At 59.3% G+C, this 16,507-nt stretch carries 15 protein-coding genes; 12 read left to right on the top strand and 3 right to left on the bottom strand.

Features of this window, described 5'->3' with window-relative positions:
* The first annotated feature begins 35 nt into the window (after positions 1-35).
* From FE840_RS20305 to minE, 8 genes are all read left to right on the top strand, one after another.
* Positions 36-1,268, top strand: a complete 1,233-nt coding sequence (locus FE840_RS20305; RefSeq protein ID WP_138287624.1) for a 3-methyl-2-oxobutanoate dehydrogenase (2-methylpropanoyl-transferring) subunit alpha — start codon at positions 36-38, stop codon at positions 1,266-1,268.
* Position 1,269: 1 nt separating this feature from the next.
* Positions 1,270-2,286 (top strand): alpha-ketoacid dehydrogenase subunit beta, encoded by a 1,017-nt coding sequence (locus FE840_RS20300; RefSeq protein WP_138287625.1) that lies wholly within the window; start codon positions 1,270-1,272, stop codon positions 2,284-2,286.
* Positions 2,286-3,596: a dihydrolipoamide acetyltransferase family protein gene (locus FE840_RS20295; protein WP_138287626.1), complete on the top strand. Its 1,311-nt coding sequence runs from the start codon at positions 2,286-2,288 to the stop codon at positions 3,594-3,596. The genes FE840_RS20300 and FE840_RS20295 overlap by 1 nt, the downstream gene beginning before the upstream one ends.
* 4 nt (positions 3,597-3,600) lie before the next feature.
* Positions 3,601-4,998 (top strand): dihydrolipoyl dehydrogenase, encoded by a 1,398-nt coding sequence (lpdA, locus tag FE840_RS20290; protein ID WP_138287627.1) that lies wholly within the window; start codon positions 3,601-3,603, stop codon positions 4,996-4,998.
* Positions 4,999-5,138: 140 nt separating this feature from the next.
* A complete protein-coding gene (gene mmsB, locus FE840_RS20285; protein ID WP_138287628.1) occupies positions 5,139-6,029 on the top strand; it encodes a 3-hydroxyisobutyrate dehydrogenase in 891 nt (296 codons plus the stop codon).
* Between the two features lie 189 nt (positions 6,030-6,218).
* Positions 6,219-6,965 carry a septum site-determining protein MinC gene (gene minC / locus FE840_RS20280; RefSeq protein ID WP_138287629.1) on the top strand — a complete coding sequence of 249 codons (747 nt, stop codon included), beginning with the start codon at positions 6,219-6,221 and terminating at the stop codon, positions 6,963-6,965.
* 31 nt (positions 6,966-6,996) lie between these two features.
* On the top strand, positions 6,997-7,812 hold the full coding sequence (minD, locus tag FE840_RS20275; protein WP_138287630.1) for a septum site-determining protein MinD: 816 nt from the start codon (positions 6,997-6,999) through the stop codon (positions 7,810-7,812).
* Positions 7,809-8,069: a cell division topological specificity factor MinE gene (minE, locus tag FE840_RS20270; RefSeq protein WP_138287631.1), complete on the top strand. Its 261-nt coding sequence runs from the start codon at positions 7,809-7,811 to the stop codon at positions 8,067-8,069. Before minD ends, minE begins: the two co-directional genes overlap by 4 nt.
* 100 nt (positions 8,070-8,169) lie before the next feature.
* Here the strand turns inward: minE and sdhD are convergent, their stop codons facing one another.
* The 3 genes from sdhD to FE840_RS20255 all read right to left on the bottom strand — a co-directional run bounded on the left by sdhD (position 8,170) and on the right by FE840_RS20255 (position 11,351).
* Positions 8,170-8,553 (bottom strand): succinate dehydrogenase, hydrophobic membrane anchor protein, encoded by a 384-nt coding sequence (gene sdhD / locus FE840_RS20265; protein ID WP_138287632.1) that lies wholly within the window; start codon positions 8,551-8,553, stop codon positions 8,170-8,172.
* 174 nt (positions 8,554-8,727) lie between these two features.
* Positions 8,728-9,432, bottom strand: a complete 705-nt coding sequence (locus tag FE840_RS20260) for a response regulator transcription factor (RefSeq protein ID WP_138287633.1) — start codon at positions 9,430-9,432, stop codon at positions 8,728-8,730.
* On the bottom strand, positions 9,429-11,351 hold the full coding sequence (locus tag FE840_RS20255; RefSeq protein WP_138287634.1) for a PAS-domain containing protein: 1,923 nt from the start codon (positions 11,349-11,351) through the stop codon (positions 9,429-9,431). Before FE840_RS20255 ends, FE840_RS20260 begins: the two co-directional genes overlap by 4 nt.
* Positions 11,352-11,543: 192 nt before the next feature.
* On the opposite strand from FE840_RS20255, the gene FE840_RS20250 reads away from it, so the two are divergent.
* From FE840_RS20250 to FE840_RS20235, 4 genes are read left to right on the top strand one after another with little or no spacing between them, the layout of a single operon-like run.
* Positions 11,544-13,511 (top strand): AMP-binding protein, encoded by a 1,968-nt coding sequence (locus FE840_RS20250; protein ID WP_138287635.1) that lies wholly within the window; start codon positions 11,544-11,546, stop codon positions 13,509-13,511.
* A complete protein-coding gene (locus FE840_RS20245) occupies positions 13,508-14,335 on the top strand; it encodes an ABC transporter ATP-binding protein (protein WP_138287636.1) in 828 nt (275 codons plus the stop codon). The genes FE840_RS20250 and FE840_RS20245 overlap by 4 nt, the downstream gene beginning before the upstream one ends.
* A 30-nt stretch (positions 14,336-14,365) precedes the next feature.
* Positions 14,366-15,352: a branched-chain amino acid ABC transporter permease gene (locus FE840_RS20240; protein ID WP_138287637.1), complete on the top strand. Its 987-nt coding sequence runs from the start codon at positions 14,366-14,368 to the stop codon at positions 15,350-15,352.
* A gap of 4 nt (positions 15,353-15,356) precedes the next feature.
* Positions 15,357-16,433, top strand: a complete 1,077-nt coding sequence (locus tag FE840_RS20235) for a branched-chain amino acid ABC transporter permease (protein ID WP_138287638.1) — start codon at positions 15,357-15,359, stop codon at positions 16,431-16,433.
* Positions 16,434-16,507 lie beyond the last annotated feature (74 nt).

Here is a 16,507-nt window from a genome sequence, read left to right as displayed (position 1 = left end):
GAGGACGTGGCCAGGGGACAGGAGGAGACAAACACATGACGGAACCCATGCGACTAAGCCTGCATGTTCCAGAGCCTGCCGTGCGGCCCGGTGACCAGCCGGATTTTTCCAATGTCACCATCCCCAAGGCCGGGTCGGTCCCAAGGCCTCCGGTCGATGCCGATCCCGAGACAATCCGGGATCTTGCCTATTCGATCATTCGTGTCCTGAACCGTCAGGGCGAAGCGGTCGGCCCCTGGGCCGGTCTTCTGTCGGATGAGGATCTTCTGACCGGGCTGCGCAACATGATGCGGCTTCGGGCCTTCGATCAGCGTATGCTGATGGCGCAGCGCCAGGGCAAGACGTCCTTCTACATGCAGCATCTGGGCGAGGAGGCCGTCAGCTGCGCCTTTCGCAAGGCACTGCAGAAAGGGGACATGAATTTCCCGACCTATCGTCAGGCGGGCCTCCTCATCGCGGATGATTATCCGCTGGTCACGATGATGAACCAGATCTTTTCCAATGCGAAGGATCCGCTCCACGGCCGGCAGCTGCCCGTCCTCTATTCGTCGAAGGAGCACGGCTTCTTCACCATTTCCGGCAATCTCGCCACCCAATATATCCAGGCCGTCGGCTGGGCCATGGCTTCGGCAATCAAGGGCGACACGAAGATTGCTGCTGCCTGGATCGGTGACGGTTCGACGGCAGAATCGGATTTTCACTCGGCTTTGGTCTTTGCCTCGACCTACAAGGCGCCGGTCATCCTCAATATCGTCAACAATCAATGGGCGATTTCGACCTTCCAGGGGATTGCGAGGGGCGGTTCCGGCACCTTTGCCGCAAGAGGCCTCGGCTTTGGCATTCCTGCCCTGCGTGTCGATGGCAATGACTATCTGGCCGTCCATGCGGTTGCCAGATGGGCAACGGAGCGGGCACGCCGCAATCTCGGCCCGACCCTCATCGAATATGTCACCTATCGTGCCGGTGCCCATTCGACCTCCGATGATCCGAGCGCCTATCGACCGAAGACGGAATCGGAGGTCTGGCCTCTGGGTGACCCGATCCTGCGGTTGAAGAACCACCTCATCCAGCGCGGGGTCTGGTCGGACGAGCGCCACCGCCAGGCAGAGGCCGAAGTCCTCGACGAGGTCATCCAGGCCCAGAAGGAAGCCGAAAGCAACGGCACGCTCCATACCGGGGGCAAGCCCTCCGTGCGCGATATCTTCGAGGGCGTCTATGCCGAAATGCCGCCGCATATCCGCAGGCAGCGCCAGAAGGCGGGGTACTGACATGACCCGGATGACCATGATTGAAGCGGTCCGCAGCGCCATGGATGTCTCCATGCAGCGCGATGACGATGTCGTCGTCTTTGGCGAGGATGTCGGCTATTTCGGTGGCGTCTTCCGTGCCACGCAAGGGCTGCAGGCCAAATATGGCCGGACGCGCTGTTTTGATGCGCCGATCAGTGAATCGGGCATTGTCGGCACCGCCATCGGCATGGCGGCCTATGGGCTGAAACCCTGTGTCGAGATCCAGTTCGCCGATTACATGTACCCGGCCTATGACCAGATCACCCAGGAAGCGGCGCGCATTCGCTACCGCTCGAATGGTGACTTCACCTGCCCGATCGTGCTCCGGATGCCGACGGGTGGCGGCATCTTTGGCGGCCAGACTCATAGCCAGAGCCCCGAGGCGCTGTTTACCCATGTCTGTGGGCTGAAGGTGGTGATGCCGTCCAATCCCTATGATGCCAAGGGTCTTCTCATAGCCTCGATCGAGGATCCTGACCCGGTGATCTTCCTCGAGCCCAAGCGGCTCTATAACGGCCCCTTTGACGGCCATCACGATCGCCCGGTGATCCCCTGGTCGAAACATCCGCTTGGCGAGGTGCCGGACGGTCATTACACGGTCCCCATCGGCAAGGCCGAGATCCGCCGAAGCGGCAAGGATGTCACCGTGATTGCCTATGGCACCATGGTCTATGTCGCAGAAGCAGCCGCCGAGGAAACCGGGATCGATGCCGAGATCATCGACCTCAGAAGCCTCTTGCCGCTTGATCTCGATACCATCGTCCAATCGGTGAAGAAGACGGGCCGCTGTGTCATGGTTCATGAGGCAACCCTGACATCCGGCTTCGGCGCGGAAGTGGTCTCGCTGGTGCAGGAACACTGCTTCTACCATCTGGAAGCGCCGATCGCCCGCGTCGCCGGTTGGGACACGCCCTATCCGCATGCACAGGAATGGGACTATTTCCCGGGTCCCGCCCGTCTCGGGCAGGCACTTGTCGAAGTGATGGAGGCACGGTGATGGCGGAACATGTGATCAAGATGCCGGATGTCGGTGAAGGTGTCGCCGAGGCCGAGATCGTCGAATGGCATGTCAAACCCGGCGATCCGGTCCGCGAGGACATGGTCATTGCCGCCGTCATGACCGACAAGGCGACCGTCGAGATACCGTCCCCGGTGGCGGGTATCGTTGCCTGGCTGGGCGGTGAGGTTGGCGATGTGATTGCGGTCCGCGCACCACTCGTGCGTATCGCGCTTGACGGCGCGGCTGCCACGACAGCCGAGGTTCCAGAGGACCAGACAGGTGCCGCCGAAGCGACGATCGAAGCCGAAACGCCGAAGCGCATGACGGTGCCAGCTCAACCTGTCGCCCTCGACGTTACACGGCAGACTTCGGAGGTTGGTGGCAAGGATCTGCCTGCTGCTGTCAGGTCTTCGACAGCCGCTCCCGTGCAGACATTGAAGCCGCTTGCATCGCCGGCCGTGCGACGACGGGCGCTCGAAGCTGGCATTGATCTTCGTCAGGTCCGGGGCTCAGGGTCCGCTGGTCGGATCATGCATGAAGACCTGGATGGTCATGACGTTTCCGGCGGTCAGGCTATGCTGCCCGCCCGGCAGGATCTGCGCAGAACGGACACCGAAACAATCAAGATGACGGGCTTGCGCCGAAAGATCGCCGAGAAGATGGCGCTATCGGTGTCCAGGATACCTCATATCACCTATGTCGAGGAGGTTGATGTTACCGATCTTGAGGCACTGCGTGCGACAATGAACGCAGCCCGTCGGGATGATCAGCCGAAGCTGACAATCTTGCCTTTCCTGATCCGTGCGCTGGTCAAGACACTCGGCGAACAGCCGGCAATCAATGCCACATTCGACGATAATGCCGGCGTGATTACCCGCTCTGGTGCCGTCCATGTGGGGATCGCCACCCAGACACCGGCTGGCCTCACCGTGCCGGTTGTCAAACACGCCGAGGCGCTCACCATCTGGGACTGCGCACGCGAACTTGCCCGCGTCAGCGAGGCAGCCCGCAAGGGCGTTGCGCAGCGCGATGAACTCTCCGGCTCGACGATCACGATAACGTCGCTTGGAGCTCTCGGCGGCATTGTCACGACGCCGGTGATCAATCACCCGGAAGTGGCGATCGTCGGCGTCAACAAGATCATGACGCGCCCTGTCTGGGACGGGACCCAGTTCGTGCCGAGAAAGATGATGAACCTCTCCTCGAGTTTCGATCATCGCATTGTCGACGGGTGGGATGCGGCGGTCTTCATCCAGCGCATCAAGACCCTGATCGAAACGCCGGCGCTGATCTTTGTTGAAGGATGAGATGATGAACGAGATCACCTGCAAGCTTCTGGTCATTGGTGGCGGACCCGGCGGCTATGTCTGTGCAATCCGCGCCGGTCAACTGGGACTGGATACCGTCATTGTCGAATCGGAGAAACTCGGCGGTACCTGTCTCAATATCGGCTGCATCCCCTCAAAGGCCTTGATCCATGCCGCCGACGAATTCGACAAGGTCATGAAGATGACCCGGGGGCATGGCCATTGCGGCATCACCGTCCAGTCGCCGAGCCTTGATCTGACCCGTACCATGGAATGGAAGGACAGCATTGTTGCAAAACTGAACGGTGGGGTGGGTTCACTTCTGCAAAAGGCCCGTGTCAAGACCATCAGGGGTCATGCCCGCTTTATCGACGGCAAGACGGTCGAGGTCGCAACGGAGACCGGCAATCAGATCGTCCGTGCGGACAATGTCGTCATTGCAACGGGGTCGGAACCGGTTTCCCTTGCCAATCTGCCCTTCGGTGGAGCGGTTCTGTCATCGGCAGACGCTTTGTCTCTCCGGGAGCGACCCGAACAGCTTGCTGTCATCGGTGGCGGCTATATTGGGCTTGAGCTTGGAACGGCGTTTGCCAAGCTTGGATCAAAGGTCACGATTGTTGAAGGCTCTCAGCAGATCCTGCCACAATATGACGGGGACCTCGTCAAACCCGTGATGAAGCGGCTTTCCGAACTCGGCGTCAAAGTCCTGACAGAGGCGCTTGCCGAAGGGCTGGACACCGATGGCAAGGGCGTCATCGTCAAGCAGCGGAACGGCGAGAGGCAGACGCTTGCCGCAGACAGGGTCCTGGTCACTGTGGGCCGTCGTCCACGGGTTGAAGGTTTTGGCCTCGAAGAACTCGATCTTGACCGGTCCGGTCCATTCATCCGCATCGATGATCAATGCCGAAGCTCGATGCGTGGCGTCTATGCCATCGGTGATGTGACCGGCGACCCGATGCTGGCCCACCGCGCCATGGCGCAGGGTGAAATGGTGGCGGAACTCGTCGCTGGCCACCGGCGCAACTGGGACAAGCGTTGTATTCCCGCCGTCTGCTTCACCGATCCCGAGATCGTCAGTGCCGGAATGCTGCCGGCGGAGGCGCGGGTAGAGGTCGAGAACCTGAAGATCGGGACATTTCCCTTTGCCGCGAACGGCAGAGCCATGACCACCACGTCGGAGAAGGGCTTCGTCCGCGTGGTCGCGCGCGCCGACAATCATCTCGTTCTCGGCCTTCAGGCCGTCGGTGCGGGAGTGTCGGAACTTGGCAGCGCCTTTGCCCTGGCAATTGAAATGGGTGCACGCCTTGAAGACCTGGCTGGCACGGTCCATCCCCATCCGACGCTCAGCGAAGCGCTACAGGAGGCAGCGCTTCAGGCTCTCGGCCATGCCCTCCACATCTAGCGGGATGCCGTGAGCCTTCACGTGAGACCTGGCGTTTCGTCCCAAAGGTGGATTGACACCGTCGACCAGCGCTGGTGCAAGATCGGGCGAGAAGAAAAACAGAAGCGTCCAGAGACGAATGAAACGGGAGGAAATGATTGATGGCCAGGATTGCGTTTATCGGACTGGGACATATGGGTGGTCCCATGGCCGCCAATCTCGTCAAGGCTGGTCACGAGGTGCGCGGCTTTGATCTTTCGGATGAGGCCCTGACCCGTGCGCGCGAACAGCGTGTCGAAATCTGCGAGACGATTGCTGCGACCGTCCTCGAATGCGAAACGGTCATCACCATGCTTCCGGCGGGCAAACATGTCCTGGCCGTTTGGGAAGAACTGGTTTCCACGGTGCCGGCTGGCACGCTTCTGGTCGACTGCTCGACGGTCGATATCGAAAGTTCAAGAAGCGCCCATGAAATGGCAAGGCAGCACCAGTGCCCCGCCCTCGATGCCCCAGTGTCGGGGGGGACCGCGGGCGCTGAAGCCGCCACGCTCGCCTTCATGGCTGGAGGCGAGGCGGAGGCATTTGAGCGCGCCAGGCCCCTGCTTGAGGCCATGGGCAAGAAGATCATTCATTGTGGTGGCCCGGCCATGGGGCAGGCCGCGAAGATCTGCAACAACATGATCCTCGGCATCTCCATGATTGCGGTATCGGAGGCCTTCGTGCTTGGTGAAGGGCTCGGCCTGACCCATCAGGCGCTTTATGATGTTGCGTCCGTTTCCTCCGGTCAGTGCTGGTCGCTCACGTCCTATTGCCCCGTTCCCGGACCCCTGCCGACATCTCCTGCCAATCGTGACTATCAGCCGGGCTTTGCCGCATCTTTGATGGTCAAGGACCTCCTCCTGTCGCAGGCCGCTGCTGCAACGACGGGTGCCGGGACCGAGCTTGGCCGCATGGCCGCCGATCTCTATCAACAGTTTGTCGACGAGGGATCGGCAGCCAAAGACTTCTCCGGAATCATCGAGATGATTCGGGCGCGATCCGGCCAGAAATGAGCGCCCGGCTCGACAGGCTTGGCTCTGCTTTTGAACTTTGCCACCCATGCGAGGCTGCGCGGCGTCGCAGCTTTGCAACAGCATGTTCTGATCGTATGCGGAGCGTCGAAAACCTAACGGCCAGGACCCGTTGTTAACCATTTGTTAACCATATCAACGTTAGCTCAGGTCAACGAATTCTTTACGTAGATGACCAAAGTGCTAACAGACGCTCGCTCGATCAGGATCAAGGGCCGCTCGTTTCTTGCGGTGGTCTTGTCGCCTGATCTACCACTTGATCAATGGCTTGCAAGGCTCGACGACCTCGCCGCGCGGTCGGCGGGCTTTTTCCTGAACCGTCCGGTCGTCCTCGACCTGACGGATCTGGCCATCGACAAGGCCGAACTGAAAGGCTTTCTGGCCGACCTGGCCAAACGCAATGTCAGCGTGATGGGGATCGAAGGCGCGAGGCCCTCAATGATCTCGTCTGGAATGCCGCCGATCCTCAAGGGCGGTCGGCCGGCCTCGGATGTCGAGGTGGTTGCCGATGAGGAAAAGCAGCGCGGTGCGGGCGGGTCGAACGACAGTCCGATGGTCGAGGAGCGCCCTGCCGAGACAAGGCTCGCACAACAATCCCTGATCATTCATGAGCCGGTGCGTTCCGGGCAATCGATCATATTCACCGAAGGGGATGTGACCATCATCGGGTCCGTGTCCTCCGGCGCAGAAGTCATCGCAGGCGGGTCGATCCATGTCTATGGGGCGCTGCGTGGCCGCGCCATGGCCGGCTCCGTTGGAAATGCCGCGTCGCGGATTTTCTGCCGCAAGCTGGAAGCTGAACTGATTGCCATCGATGGCATCTACAAGATGGCCGAAGATCTCTCCCCGGAGCTGCTTGGACAACCGGTCCAGCTCTGGCTCGACGGGGGCACGATCATGGTCGAGAAACTCAATTGAGCCCAAGGGGCTCCAGGACAGGAGAGTTAAGATGGGGAAGGTAATCGTCGTCACATCCGGTAAGGGTGGCGTGGGCAAGACAACCTCGACCGCCGCACTGGGAGCGGCTCTCGCCCAGAAAGGCGAAAAGGTTGTCGTGGTCGATTTCGATGTCGGTCTGCGCAATCTCGACCTCGTCATGGGTGCCGAACGCCGCGTTGTCTACGACCTGATCAACGTGATCCAGGGCGACGCGAAGCTTCCGCAGGCCCTCATTCGCGACAAGCGTCTCGAGACACTCTTTCTGCTTCCGGCTTCCCAGACACGCGACAAGGACAATCTGACCGCCGAAGGTGTCGAATGGGTGATCGGCGAGTTGAAGCGTTACTTCGACTGGGTGATCTGCGACAGCCCGGCCGGGATCGAGCGCGGCGCAACACTTGCCATGCGCCATGCCGACATTGCGGTGGTTGTCACCAACCCGGAAGTCTCATCCGTCCGCGATTCCGATCGCATCATCGGGCTCCTCGATTCCAAGACGATCAAGGCCGAGCGTGGAGAACGGATGGAAAAACATCTCCTTCTCACGCGCTATGATGCGGCCCGAGCCCAGCGTGGCGACATGCTGAAGGTGGAAGACGTTCTCGAAATCCTGTCGATCCCGCTGCTTGGCATCATTCCCGAAAGCATGGATGTCCTTCGGGCATCCAATCTTGGTGCGCCGGTGACCCTTGCCGATGCCAGATGCGCCCCATCGCTGGCTTACTTCGAAGCCGCACGGCGTCTGTCGGGCGAAGTCGTGCCCGTGACCCTGCCTGAAGAAAAGCGCGGGCTTCTCGGCAAGATCTTCGCACGGAGGGCTGCATGAACATCTTCCGGCTTTTCAATCGCCAGCGCTCTGCGCCCATGGCTCGCGAGAGGCTGCAGGTGCTTCTCGCCCATGAACGTGCGTCCTCCGGATCTGACCTGGTCCAGATCCTGCGGGAAGAGATCCTTGCCGTGATTTCCAAGCATGTCGAGCTGGATGCGGACAGGGTCAGGGTGAAGATGGATCGTGACGAACACGTCTCGATCCTGGAGATCGATGTCGAGATCCCGCTCAATGCACAACGTCACGCGGCTTGAGGCCGCTTGATCCATAACAGACTTCGAAGGGCCGCGTCTGCGGCCCTTCCATTTTTCGCTGTTGTCATCCGGCTTGCCTCGCCCGGTTCTGATTTCAGTCTCAAATCCGGACAACAAGGAACATGATGCGGATGACGGCAAGTGCTGCAATCAGTGCACATCCCCAGCTGAAGGCCCAGTTGAGGATGAGAAGCGCATATTTCAGCATCCGGGCATGGACATAGTCTTCGATGATCACCCGCATGCCCATCGCCATATGGGTTGCGTTGATGAGCAGGAAAGCGATCAGCGGCGGTCCCACCCACAGGGATCCTATCCGTTCCAAGACCACCGGATATGGTTCGCCGAAGACAGGGATCAGGGCGATCATCAGATAGGGAACAAGAAAGAACAGCAACAAGCCGCTGATCCGCTCCCGGATGAAGACGTCGGTGCCCGTCTTTCCGCTGCCCAGCCCGCGCACGAGTCCAAGTGGTGTCGGCATGCATTATCCCCGCTATCGGATGTCAGATTTGGTCCGAACACGGTTGCGAGAATTATGTTCCGGTTCGATTTGCAGCCATTTGCCGGCGAGTGATCAACCCTGATCGATTGAGACAGAATTGGCTCTGACGCAATCGCAATCTCGTGCGATGTGATCCAACGGGATATGCCCTTGTTATTCCCAGCGGACATCGCCGAGAAAAATATATCCGGCTCCGTAGATCGTCTTGATCAGGGCCGGGTTTTTCGGATCTTCCCCGAGCTTGGTCCTGAGCCGCGAAATGCGCACATCCATGGCGCGATCAAAGCTTTCGCCAGCTGCACCGCCCAGCGCCTCCTGCATCTGTATGCGGGAAATCAGCCGATGCGGTCGCTCGAGAAACAGCCTGAGCACCTGGCCTTCGGCATTTGAAAAAGATACCTGTTCGCCAGTGTCCGAAACAAGGGTGTAGCTGTCAAAAAGGGCTGTCCATCCGTCAAAGCGGGCAATCTGGGTCGTGCGCTCGGAGGCTTGTCTTGCCTTGCGCAACCGCGCCCTTACCCGTGCGACGATCTCAGCCGGTTCGAAGGGCTTGATGATATAGTCGTCGGCTCCGAGCTCAAGCCCCATCACCCGGTCTTGCACCTGGGCGCGACCGGATATGATGATGATGGCGGCTCCGGAATCGAGTGCCAGCCGATGCACGAGAAGGAGGCCGTCGCGATCCGGCAGACCGAGGTCGACCAGACAGACATCCGGTACGCAGCGTTTGAGGGACGCCTCGAATTCGCTTGCCCGACCGAAGGTCATCGTTCGAAAACCGGCCTCGCTCAAGGCCTCGGCCAGCACGTTGCGGATTTCCGGTTCATCATCGAGAATGGCAATAAGGGGCTCTGTCATCCGACCACTCTGGGAATGAAGCGGGCCAGCGCCCGGTCATCGAAGGGTTTGGGTAATAGAGGATAGCGGCTTTCGGCTGCTTGTCGCAGCGGTGCCGAAGCGGGTAACGAGGTCATCACCCCAACAGGGAGACGTTGTGTTCCGTGCAGGTTCTCAGCCAGTTCGAGCCCGTTGCGCTCCCCTTTCAGATTGAGATCGGTGAGCACAAGGCCAAGACCCGGTATCGTGATCATGCGCTCGGCCTCGTCTGCACTGGTGGCCTCTACAACCGAATGGCCGAGCGACCGGAGCATGTCTCTGACGGCCTCGCGGATTTCATGATTGTCTTCCACCAGCAGTATGAGATGCTGTTGATCGGACGCGGGCGCCTCGCGATAGGGAAGACGCAATTCGACCCGCGCACCGCCGTCTGCCCGGTTCTCCAGACGCACAGTGCCACCGGCAATCGTTGCCTGATCATAGACCATCGAAAGCCCGAGGCCCGAACCCTCACCGCCTTTCGTCGTGAAGAACGGGTCGAAGGCATGGGCAAGAGCCTGGGGAGAAAATCCCGACCCGGTATCGGTGACTGAAAACTCGATCCAGGTATCGTGAACACGGCGCGCGCGAATCCTGATCACACCGGCTTCGGTGCCAATCGCATCCTTGGCGTTGAGGATGAGGTTCAACAGCGAATCCTGCAGCGCGCCGGCATCCAGTATCAAGGGTTTGAGAACATCAGTGTTCTCGATGTCGAGCCGGATATGGTCAGGAAGGACAGGCCCGGCCAGCATCTGCAAGTCCTTCAACAACAGCTTTATGTCGACTGCCTCGTGCCGCTGTTCCTTCTGACCCGAGATTGAAGAAATTCGGTCAATCAGAATTCCGCCGCGGCGCGCTGCAGCCAGGGTCGGACCAACCAGTTCTGCTGCCCCTGGCGGCAGGTCCATCTGTTCCAGACGCGTCTGAAGGCCAAGTATGATCGTCAAGAGATTGGCGAAGTCATGTGCCAGACCAGATGTCAGCTGGGCGGCCAGTTCTCGTTTCCGTGTCTGTAGCACGGCAGCCCGCACCTGGCTTTCTTCGGTTATGTCGGTCGACAGGATATAGACCCCGTTGATAGGTCCGTCGTCGATCCGATCGGGGTTGAATGCAGTGCGGATGCGGCGTCCCGTCTCCTCGTCGGTAAACTCGCAGACAGACGCTTCTCCGGCAAGCGCCCGCAACAGATGGGGCTTGATGCGGGAAAATGAGGCTTCGCCCAATGCTTCCAGACCGGTCATGCCGATGATCTGGGATGGGCGTCCCGGAATGAGGGACGACAGGCGCCTGTTGGTGTAGGTGTAACGCAGGCTCCGGTCGACATGGGCAATATGCGCCGGCATCATTTCTGTCGTCAGACGCGTCCGTGCCTCCATTTCCGCCAGTTGGCTCTTGGCGGTTTCGATGGCTGTGTTTGCGGCGGAAAGTTCTCGGATGGTTTCAGACAGACGCTCGGTATTCGACAAGAGCTGCTCGGAAAGCTCGGCAGAGCGGGTGCGCAGCATCTGCTGCTGGATCCGCACTTCCGTAATGTCGGTATAGACGGTCACCCATCCGCCCTGCGGCAGCGGAAAACCTTCGACCGAGACCCATCGACCATTTGATCGCAGTCGCTCCATGTAATGGGGCACGAAGGCGCGGGCCGCCTTGACCCGGGTCTGGACCGCTTTTTCTTCATCGTCCACAGGGCCATATTCGCCCCGTTGGACAAGGAGCCGGATCGTCTCTTCGAAGCTCACACCGGCCGCAACATAAGCGGGTGGCAGGTCGAACATTTCCTGATAGCGGCGATTGCAGACAACAAGTTTGAGCTCGCTGTCGAAGATCGACAACGCCTGACTGATCAGATTCAGCCCCGTACGCATGAGGCTGTTATGCTCCTCCTCGGACAATGGCATCCGAATTCTCCCTGACCTATCGCTACCATTCGAACATGCATCCGGAAAGAGGCAATCCAAGGCTGTTACAATTTGTTAGGTTTTGGAAAAACTGACGAAACGCTTCCCCGCAAAGCTACGAACATGAACAAAAGGCCGGCGAAAAAGATCGGCCAAGCTCATGCCCGAATGGGGTTCAAGGGGAGGAAATCCATGACCGAGCGAGAGCCCGTATCGGGTCTCACGTCCATTCCAGCTTTGATGGCGCGCAATGCACGCGAGCTTCCGCGACGCATTGCCTATCGCGAGAAGGAATTCGGGATTTGGCAGTCCTGGACATGGGAAGAGGCGCATGCCGAAACACGTGCCCTCGCCATGGGTCTTCTGGCGCTCGGACTGAAGCGAGGCGATTTTGTTGCAGTCGTCGGGCGCAATCGGCCTTCACTCTATTGGTCTCTCGTCGCCGCCCAGATGTGTGGTGCAGTGCCAGTGCCACTCTATCAGGATGCGGTCGCGGATGAGGCTGAATATGTGCTCGAGCACTGTGGTGCGCGTTTCGTCGTCTGTGGCGATCAGGAACAGGTCGACAAGGTCATCGAGGTTCAGGAACGTATCAAGTGCATTGATCAGGTCGTCTATGTCGACAAGCGCGGCATGCGCAAATACGACCATTCCCGTCTGAACGCGCTGGCTGATGTCGTGAGCGAGGGCCGGGCTGGCCATCACCGCTTTGAAGCGGAACTGGATCGCCGTATTGCGGCGCTGACCTATGACGATGCCTGCGTCATGCTCTACACCTCCGGCACGACCGGCAAGCCCAAGGGTGTGGTTCTTTCCAACCGCAACATCATCGAAACCGCCCGCAGCACATGCGAATTCGACAGGCTGGGGTCTTCGGAGGAGATCCTGGCATATCTGCCCATGGCCTGGGTCGGAGATTTCATCTTCTCCATGGGGCAGGCGATGTGGGCCGGCTTCTGCGTCAATTGCCCCGAAAGTGCCGAAACCATGATGACCGATCTGAGAGAAATCGGTCCGACCTATTTCTTCGCGCCGCCGCGTGTCTTCGAGGGACAGCTGACCAATGTGATGATCCGGATGGAAGACGCGGCGCCCACCAAGCAATGGCTCTTCCGCATCTTCATGGACCATGCCCGCAAGGTCGGCCCGGCCATCCTCGATGGCAAGCCGGTCTCGCTGATCGATCGATTGAAGTACTGGCTCGGCGATCTTGTCATCTACGGCCCCTTGAAGAACACGCTTGGCTACAGCCGCATCCGGGTGGGCTATACAGCCGGCGAGGCCATCGGGCCGGAAATCTTCGATTTCTATCGTGCGCTCGGCATCAATCTCAAACAGCTTTACGGACAGACGGAAGCCAGCGTCTTCATCACGCAGCAGCCGGATGGCGAAGTCCGCTCCGATACGGTGGGTGTGCCCTCGCCGGGTGTCGAGGTCAAGATCGCCGAGACGGGTGAGGTCTTCTACCGAAGCCCCGGCACGTTTGTCGAGTATTTCAAGAACCCGGAAAGCACCTCTTCGACCAAGGATGCGGAAGGATGGGTCGCGACAGGCGATGCCGGCTTCTTCGAGCCCGACACCGGGCATCTGCGCATCATCGACCGCGCCAAGGATGTTGGCCGGATGGCGGATGGCAATCTGTTTGCCCCCAAATATGTCGAGAACAAGCTGAAATTCTATCCAAACATTCTCGAAGCCGTGGTCTTCGGAGCCGGACGTGATCGCTGCAGCGCCTTCATCAATATAGACCTGACTGCGGTCGGAAACTGGGCGGAACGCAACAATATCGCCTATTCCAGTTATCAGGAGCTCGCCGCACATCCACAGGTCTATGACATGATCCGTGGCCATGTCGAGGAGGTGAACCGCTCCGTTGCCGCCGATAGCATGCTTGCCGGCTGCCAGATCCATCGTTTCCTGATCCTGCATAAGGAGCTCGATGCCGATGACGGTGAGCTGACCCGCACGCGCAAGGTCCGCCGCAACATCATCGAGCAGAAATATGCCGATCTGATCGCCGCCCTTTACGATGGCTCGACAACGATCAGCACCGAAACGGAAGTGACCTATGAAGATGGTCGCAAGGGAGTGTTGAAGGCGACGCTGAAGATCGCCGATGTGACCACCCTGCCGGCCATCGAGCGGAGGGCTGCCGCATGAACGCGCTGGCTCCTGTCACCGACGACACGGTTACGTCGGATGGCCGCCGGATTGGTGGCGTCCTGATGGAGATGAAGAACATTACGCTCAGATTTGGCGGCGTGAAGGCCATCACGGATATCAGCTTCGACATCCGCGAAGGTGAGATCCGCTCGATCATCGGCCCCAATGGCGCGGGCAAATCCTCGATGCTCAATGTCATTTCCGGCTTCTACATCCCGCAGGAAGGCGAGGTCTGGTTCCGCGGCGCGCGCCGACCGCAGATGAAGCCCTATGATGTCGCGCGTCAGGGCATTGCCCGGACCTTCCAGAACATTGCCCTCTTCGATGGCATGAGCGTGCTCGACAATATCATGACCGGTCGTCTCACCCTGATGAAGACCGGTCTGTTCCGTCAGGCCTTCTGGTGGGGTGCCGCAGAACGGGAGGAAACCCTTCATCGGGAGAAGGTCGAGAAGATCATCGATTTCCTGGAAATCCCGGCAATCCGCAAGACGCCGGTCGGGAGACTGCCCTATGGCTTGAAGAAGCGCGTGGAACTCGCCCGAGCCCTGGCTGCCGAGCCGAAACTCCTGCTTCTCGATGAGCCGATGGCCGGCATGAATGTCGAGGAGAAGGAGGACATGTGCCGCTTCATTCTCGACGTCAACGACGAGTTCGGCACCACGATTGCCCTGATCGAGCATGACATGGGTGTTGTCATGGACCTGTCTGACCGTGTCGTCGTGATGGATTACGGCAGAAAGATCGGAGACGGAACGCCGGATGAAGTGCGCAACAACCAGGCTGTGATCGACGCCTATCTGGGGGTTGCACATGAATAGGCGGATCCAAGCTGCAGGGGAGATGGCCTGATGCCTGACACATTCTTCTATGCCGTCGAGGTCATGCTGAACGGACTGATGGCCGGCGTCATGTATGCGCTTGTCGCGCTTGGTTTCGTCCTCATCTTCAAGGCCTCCGGCATCTTTAACTATGCCCAGGGGGTGCTCGCCCTGTTTGCCGCCTTGACACTCGTCGGTGTCATGGAGGGTCAGGTGCCGTTTGCCCATCTGATCAACGCAGTCTTCGGTACGAATTTCCACCATTTCGGCTTCACCGTACCGGCGATCGCCGCCATCCTGATTACGGTCGCGGTCATGACACTGCTCGCGATCCTGGTGGAACGCTATATTCTCAAGCACCTGGTCAATCAGGAGCCGATCATCCTCTTCATGGCGACCATCGGCCTTGCCTATTTCCTGGAAGGTCTGGGTGACGTGATGTGGGGTGCCGATATCAAGCGCCTGGATGTCGGCCTGCCCAAGGGCATCAGTGAAGGCATCGAGACCACGACCTATGAGTGGTTCGGCTATGGCTTCTTCATCGATCGTCTGGATATTGTCGCAACGATCGTCGCCATTCTTCTCGTTCTCTCGCTCACCCTATTCTCGCAATATTCCAAGCAGGGCCGTGCCTTGCGCGCCGTCGCCGACGATCATCAGGCGGCTCTATCGGTCGGCATTTCCTTACGCTTCATCTGGGTGCTTGTCTGGTCGATTGCCGGCATTGTGGCGCTTGTCGCCGGCATCATGTGGGGCTCGAAATCGGGCGTGCAGTTCAGTCTGGCCCTGATTGCCCTGAAGGCGCTTCCGGTCCTGATGCTGGGCGGCTTCACCTCCATTCCGGGCGCAATTGTCGGCGGGTTGATCATCGGCATGGGCGAGAAACTCTTCGAGTTCTTCATCGGGCCACTGGTTGGCGGCGCGACGGAAAACTGGTTCGCCTATGTGCTGGCCCTCATCTTCCTCGTCTTCCGGCCCCAGGGCCTGTTTGGCGAACGCATCATCGAAAGGGTGTGAGATCATGCTGTATCGTGAAGCCGGTGATTTCAAGACGAGTTATGTCGCCGACAGCCAGACCTTTCCGATCAAGTTCGACCGCATCCGCTACTACATCATCGTGGCGATTGCCTTTGGCGTGGTTCCCTTCTTCATCAATGATTACTGGGCCAATGCCGTCTTCGTGCCCTTCCTGATCTATGCGATTGCGGCAATCGGTCTGAACATACTGACCGGCTATTGCGGGCAGGTCAGCCTGGGGACAGGCGGCTTCATGGCGGTCGGTGCCTATGCCTGCTACAAGCTGATGACGGGCATGCCCGATGTGCCGATCATCGTGCATGTCATCCTTGCCGGCTTTATCACCGCCGGCGTTGGCGTGCTGTTTGGTCTGCCAAGCCTTCGCATAAAGGGCTTCTATCTGGCGGTCGCAACACTTGCCGCCCAGTTCTTCCTTGTCTGGCTCTTCAACAAGGTTCCGTGGTTCTACAACTACTCGGCCTCTGGTCAGATCACCGCGCCCGAACGCACGCTGTTTGGCATTGCAGTGACAGGCGCCAATACACCGGCCTGGGCGAAATATCTGTTCTGCCTGGTGATCCTCTTTGCGCTGGCCTGGCTTGCCCGAAACCTGACGCGCGGCTCGGTTGGCCGCCGCTGGATGGCGATCCGGGACATGGATATCGCTGCAGAAATCATCGGGGTGAACCCGCTCAGCGCCAAGCTCTCGGCCTTTGCGGTTTCGTCCTTCTATATCGGCATCGCCGGAGCACTCTTTTTCTCGGTCTATCTGGGGGCTGTCGAGGTTGGCGAAGCCTTTGGTATTCAGAAGAGTTTCCTTGTGCTGTTCATGATCATCATCGGCGGGCTGGGCTCGATTTTCGGCAGCTTTGCGGGGGCGGCCTTCCTGGTCCTGTTGCCCGTGTTCTTGAAGAATTTTCTGGTTGGCCAGCTTGGCTGGGCAACAGACCTCGCCGCGCATATCGAGCTGATGATTGTCGGTGGTCTGATCATCTTCTTCCTGATCGTCGAGCCACATGGGCTGAACCAGCTCTGGCGCGTCGCCAAGGAGAAACTGCGCTTGTGGCCTTTCCCGCATTGAGGGTTGGGCGAAACGTGAATGCCGCGGTGGAGGAGCTGCGGTTAAAACCTGAAATCATCTTTGTCTGGGAGGAA

The organism is Peteryoungia desertarenae (genome assembly GCF_005860795.2).
In the GTDB taxonomy this organism is placed as follows: Bacteria; Pseudomonadota; Alphaproteobacteria; order Rhizobiales; family Rhizobiaceae; genus Allorhizobium; species Allorhizobium desertarenae.
Note: the sequence above shows the minus strand (reverse complement) of the source record. Positions and strands in the feature narration are given on the sequence as shown.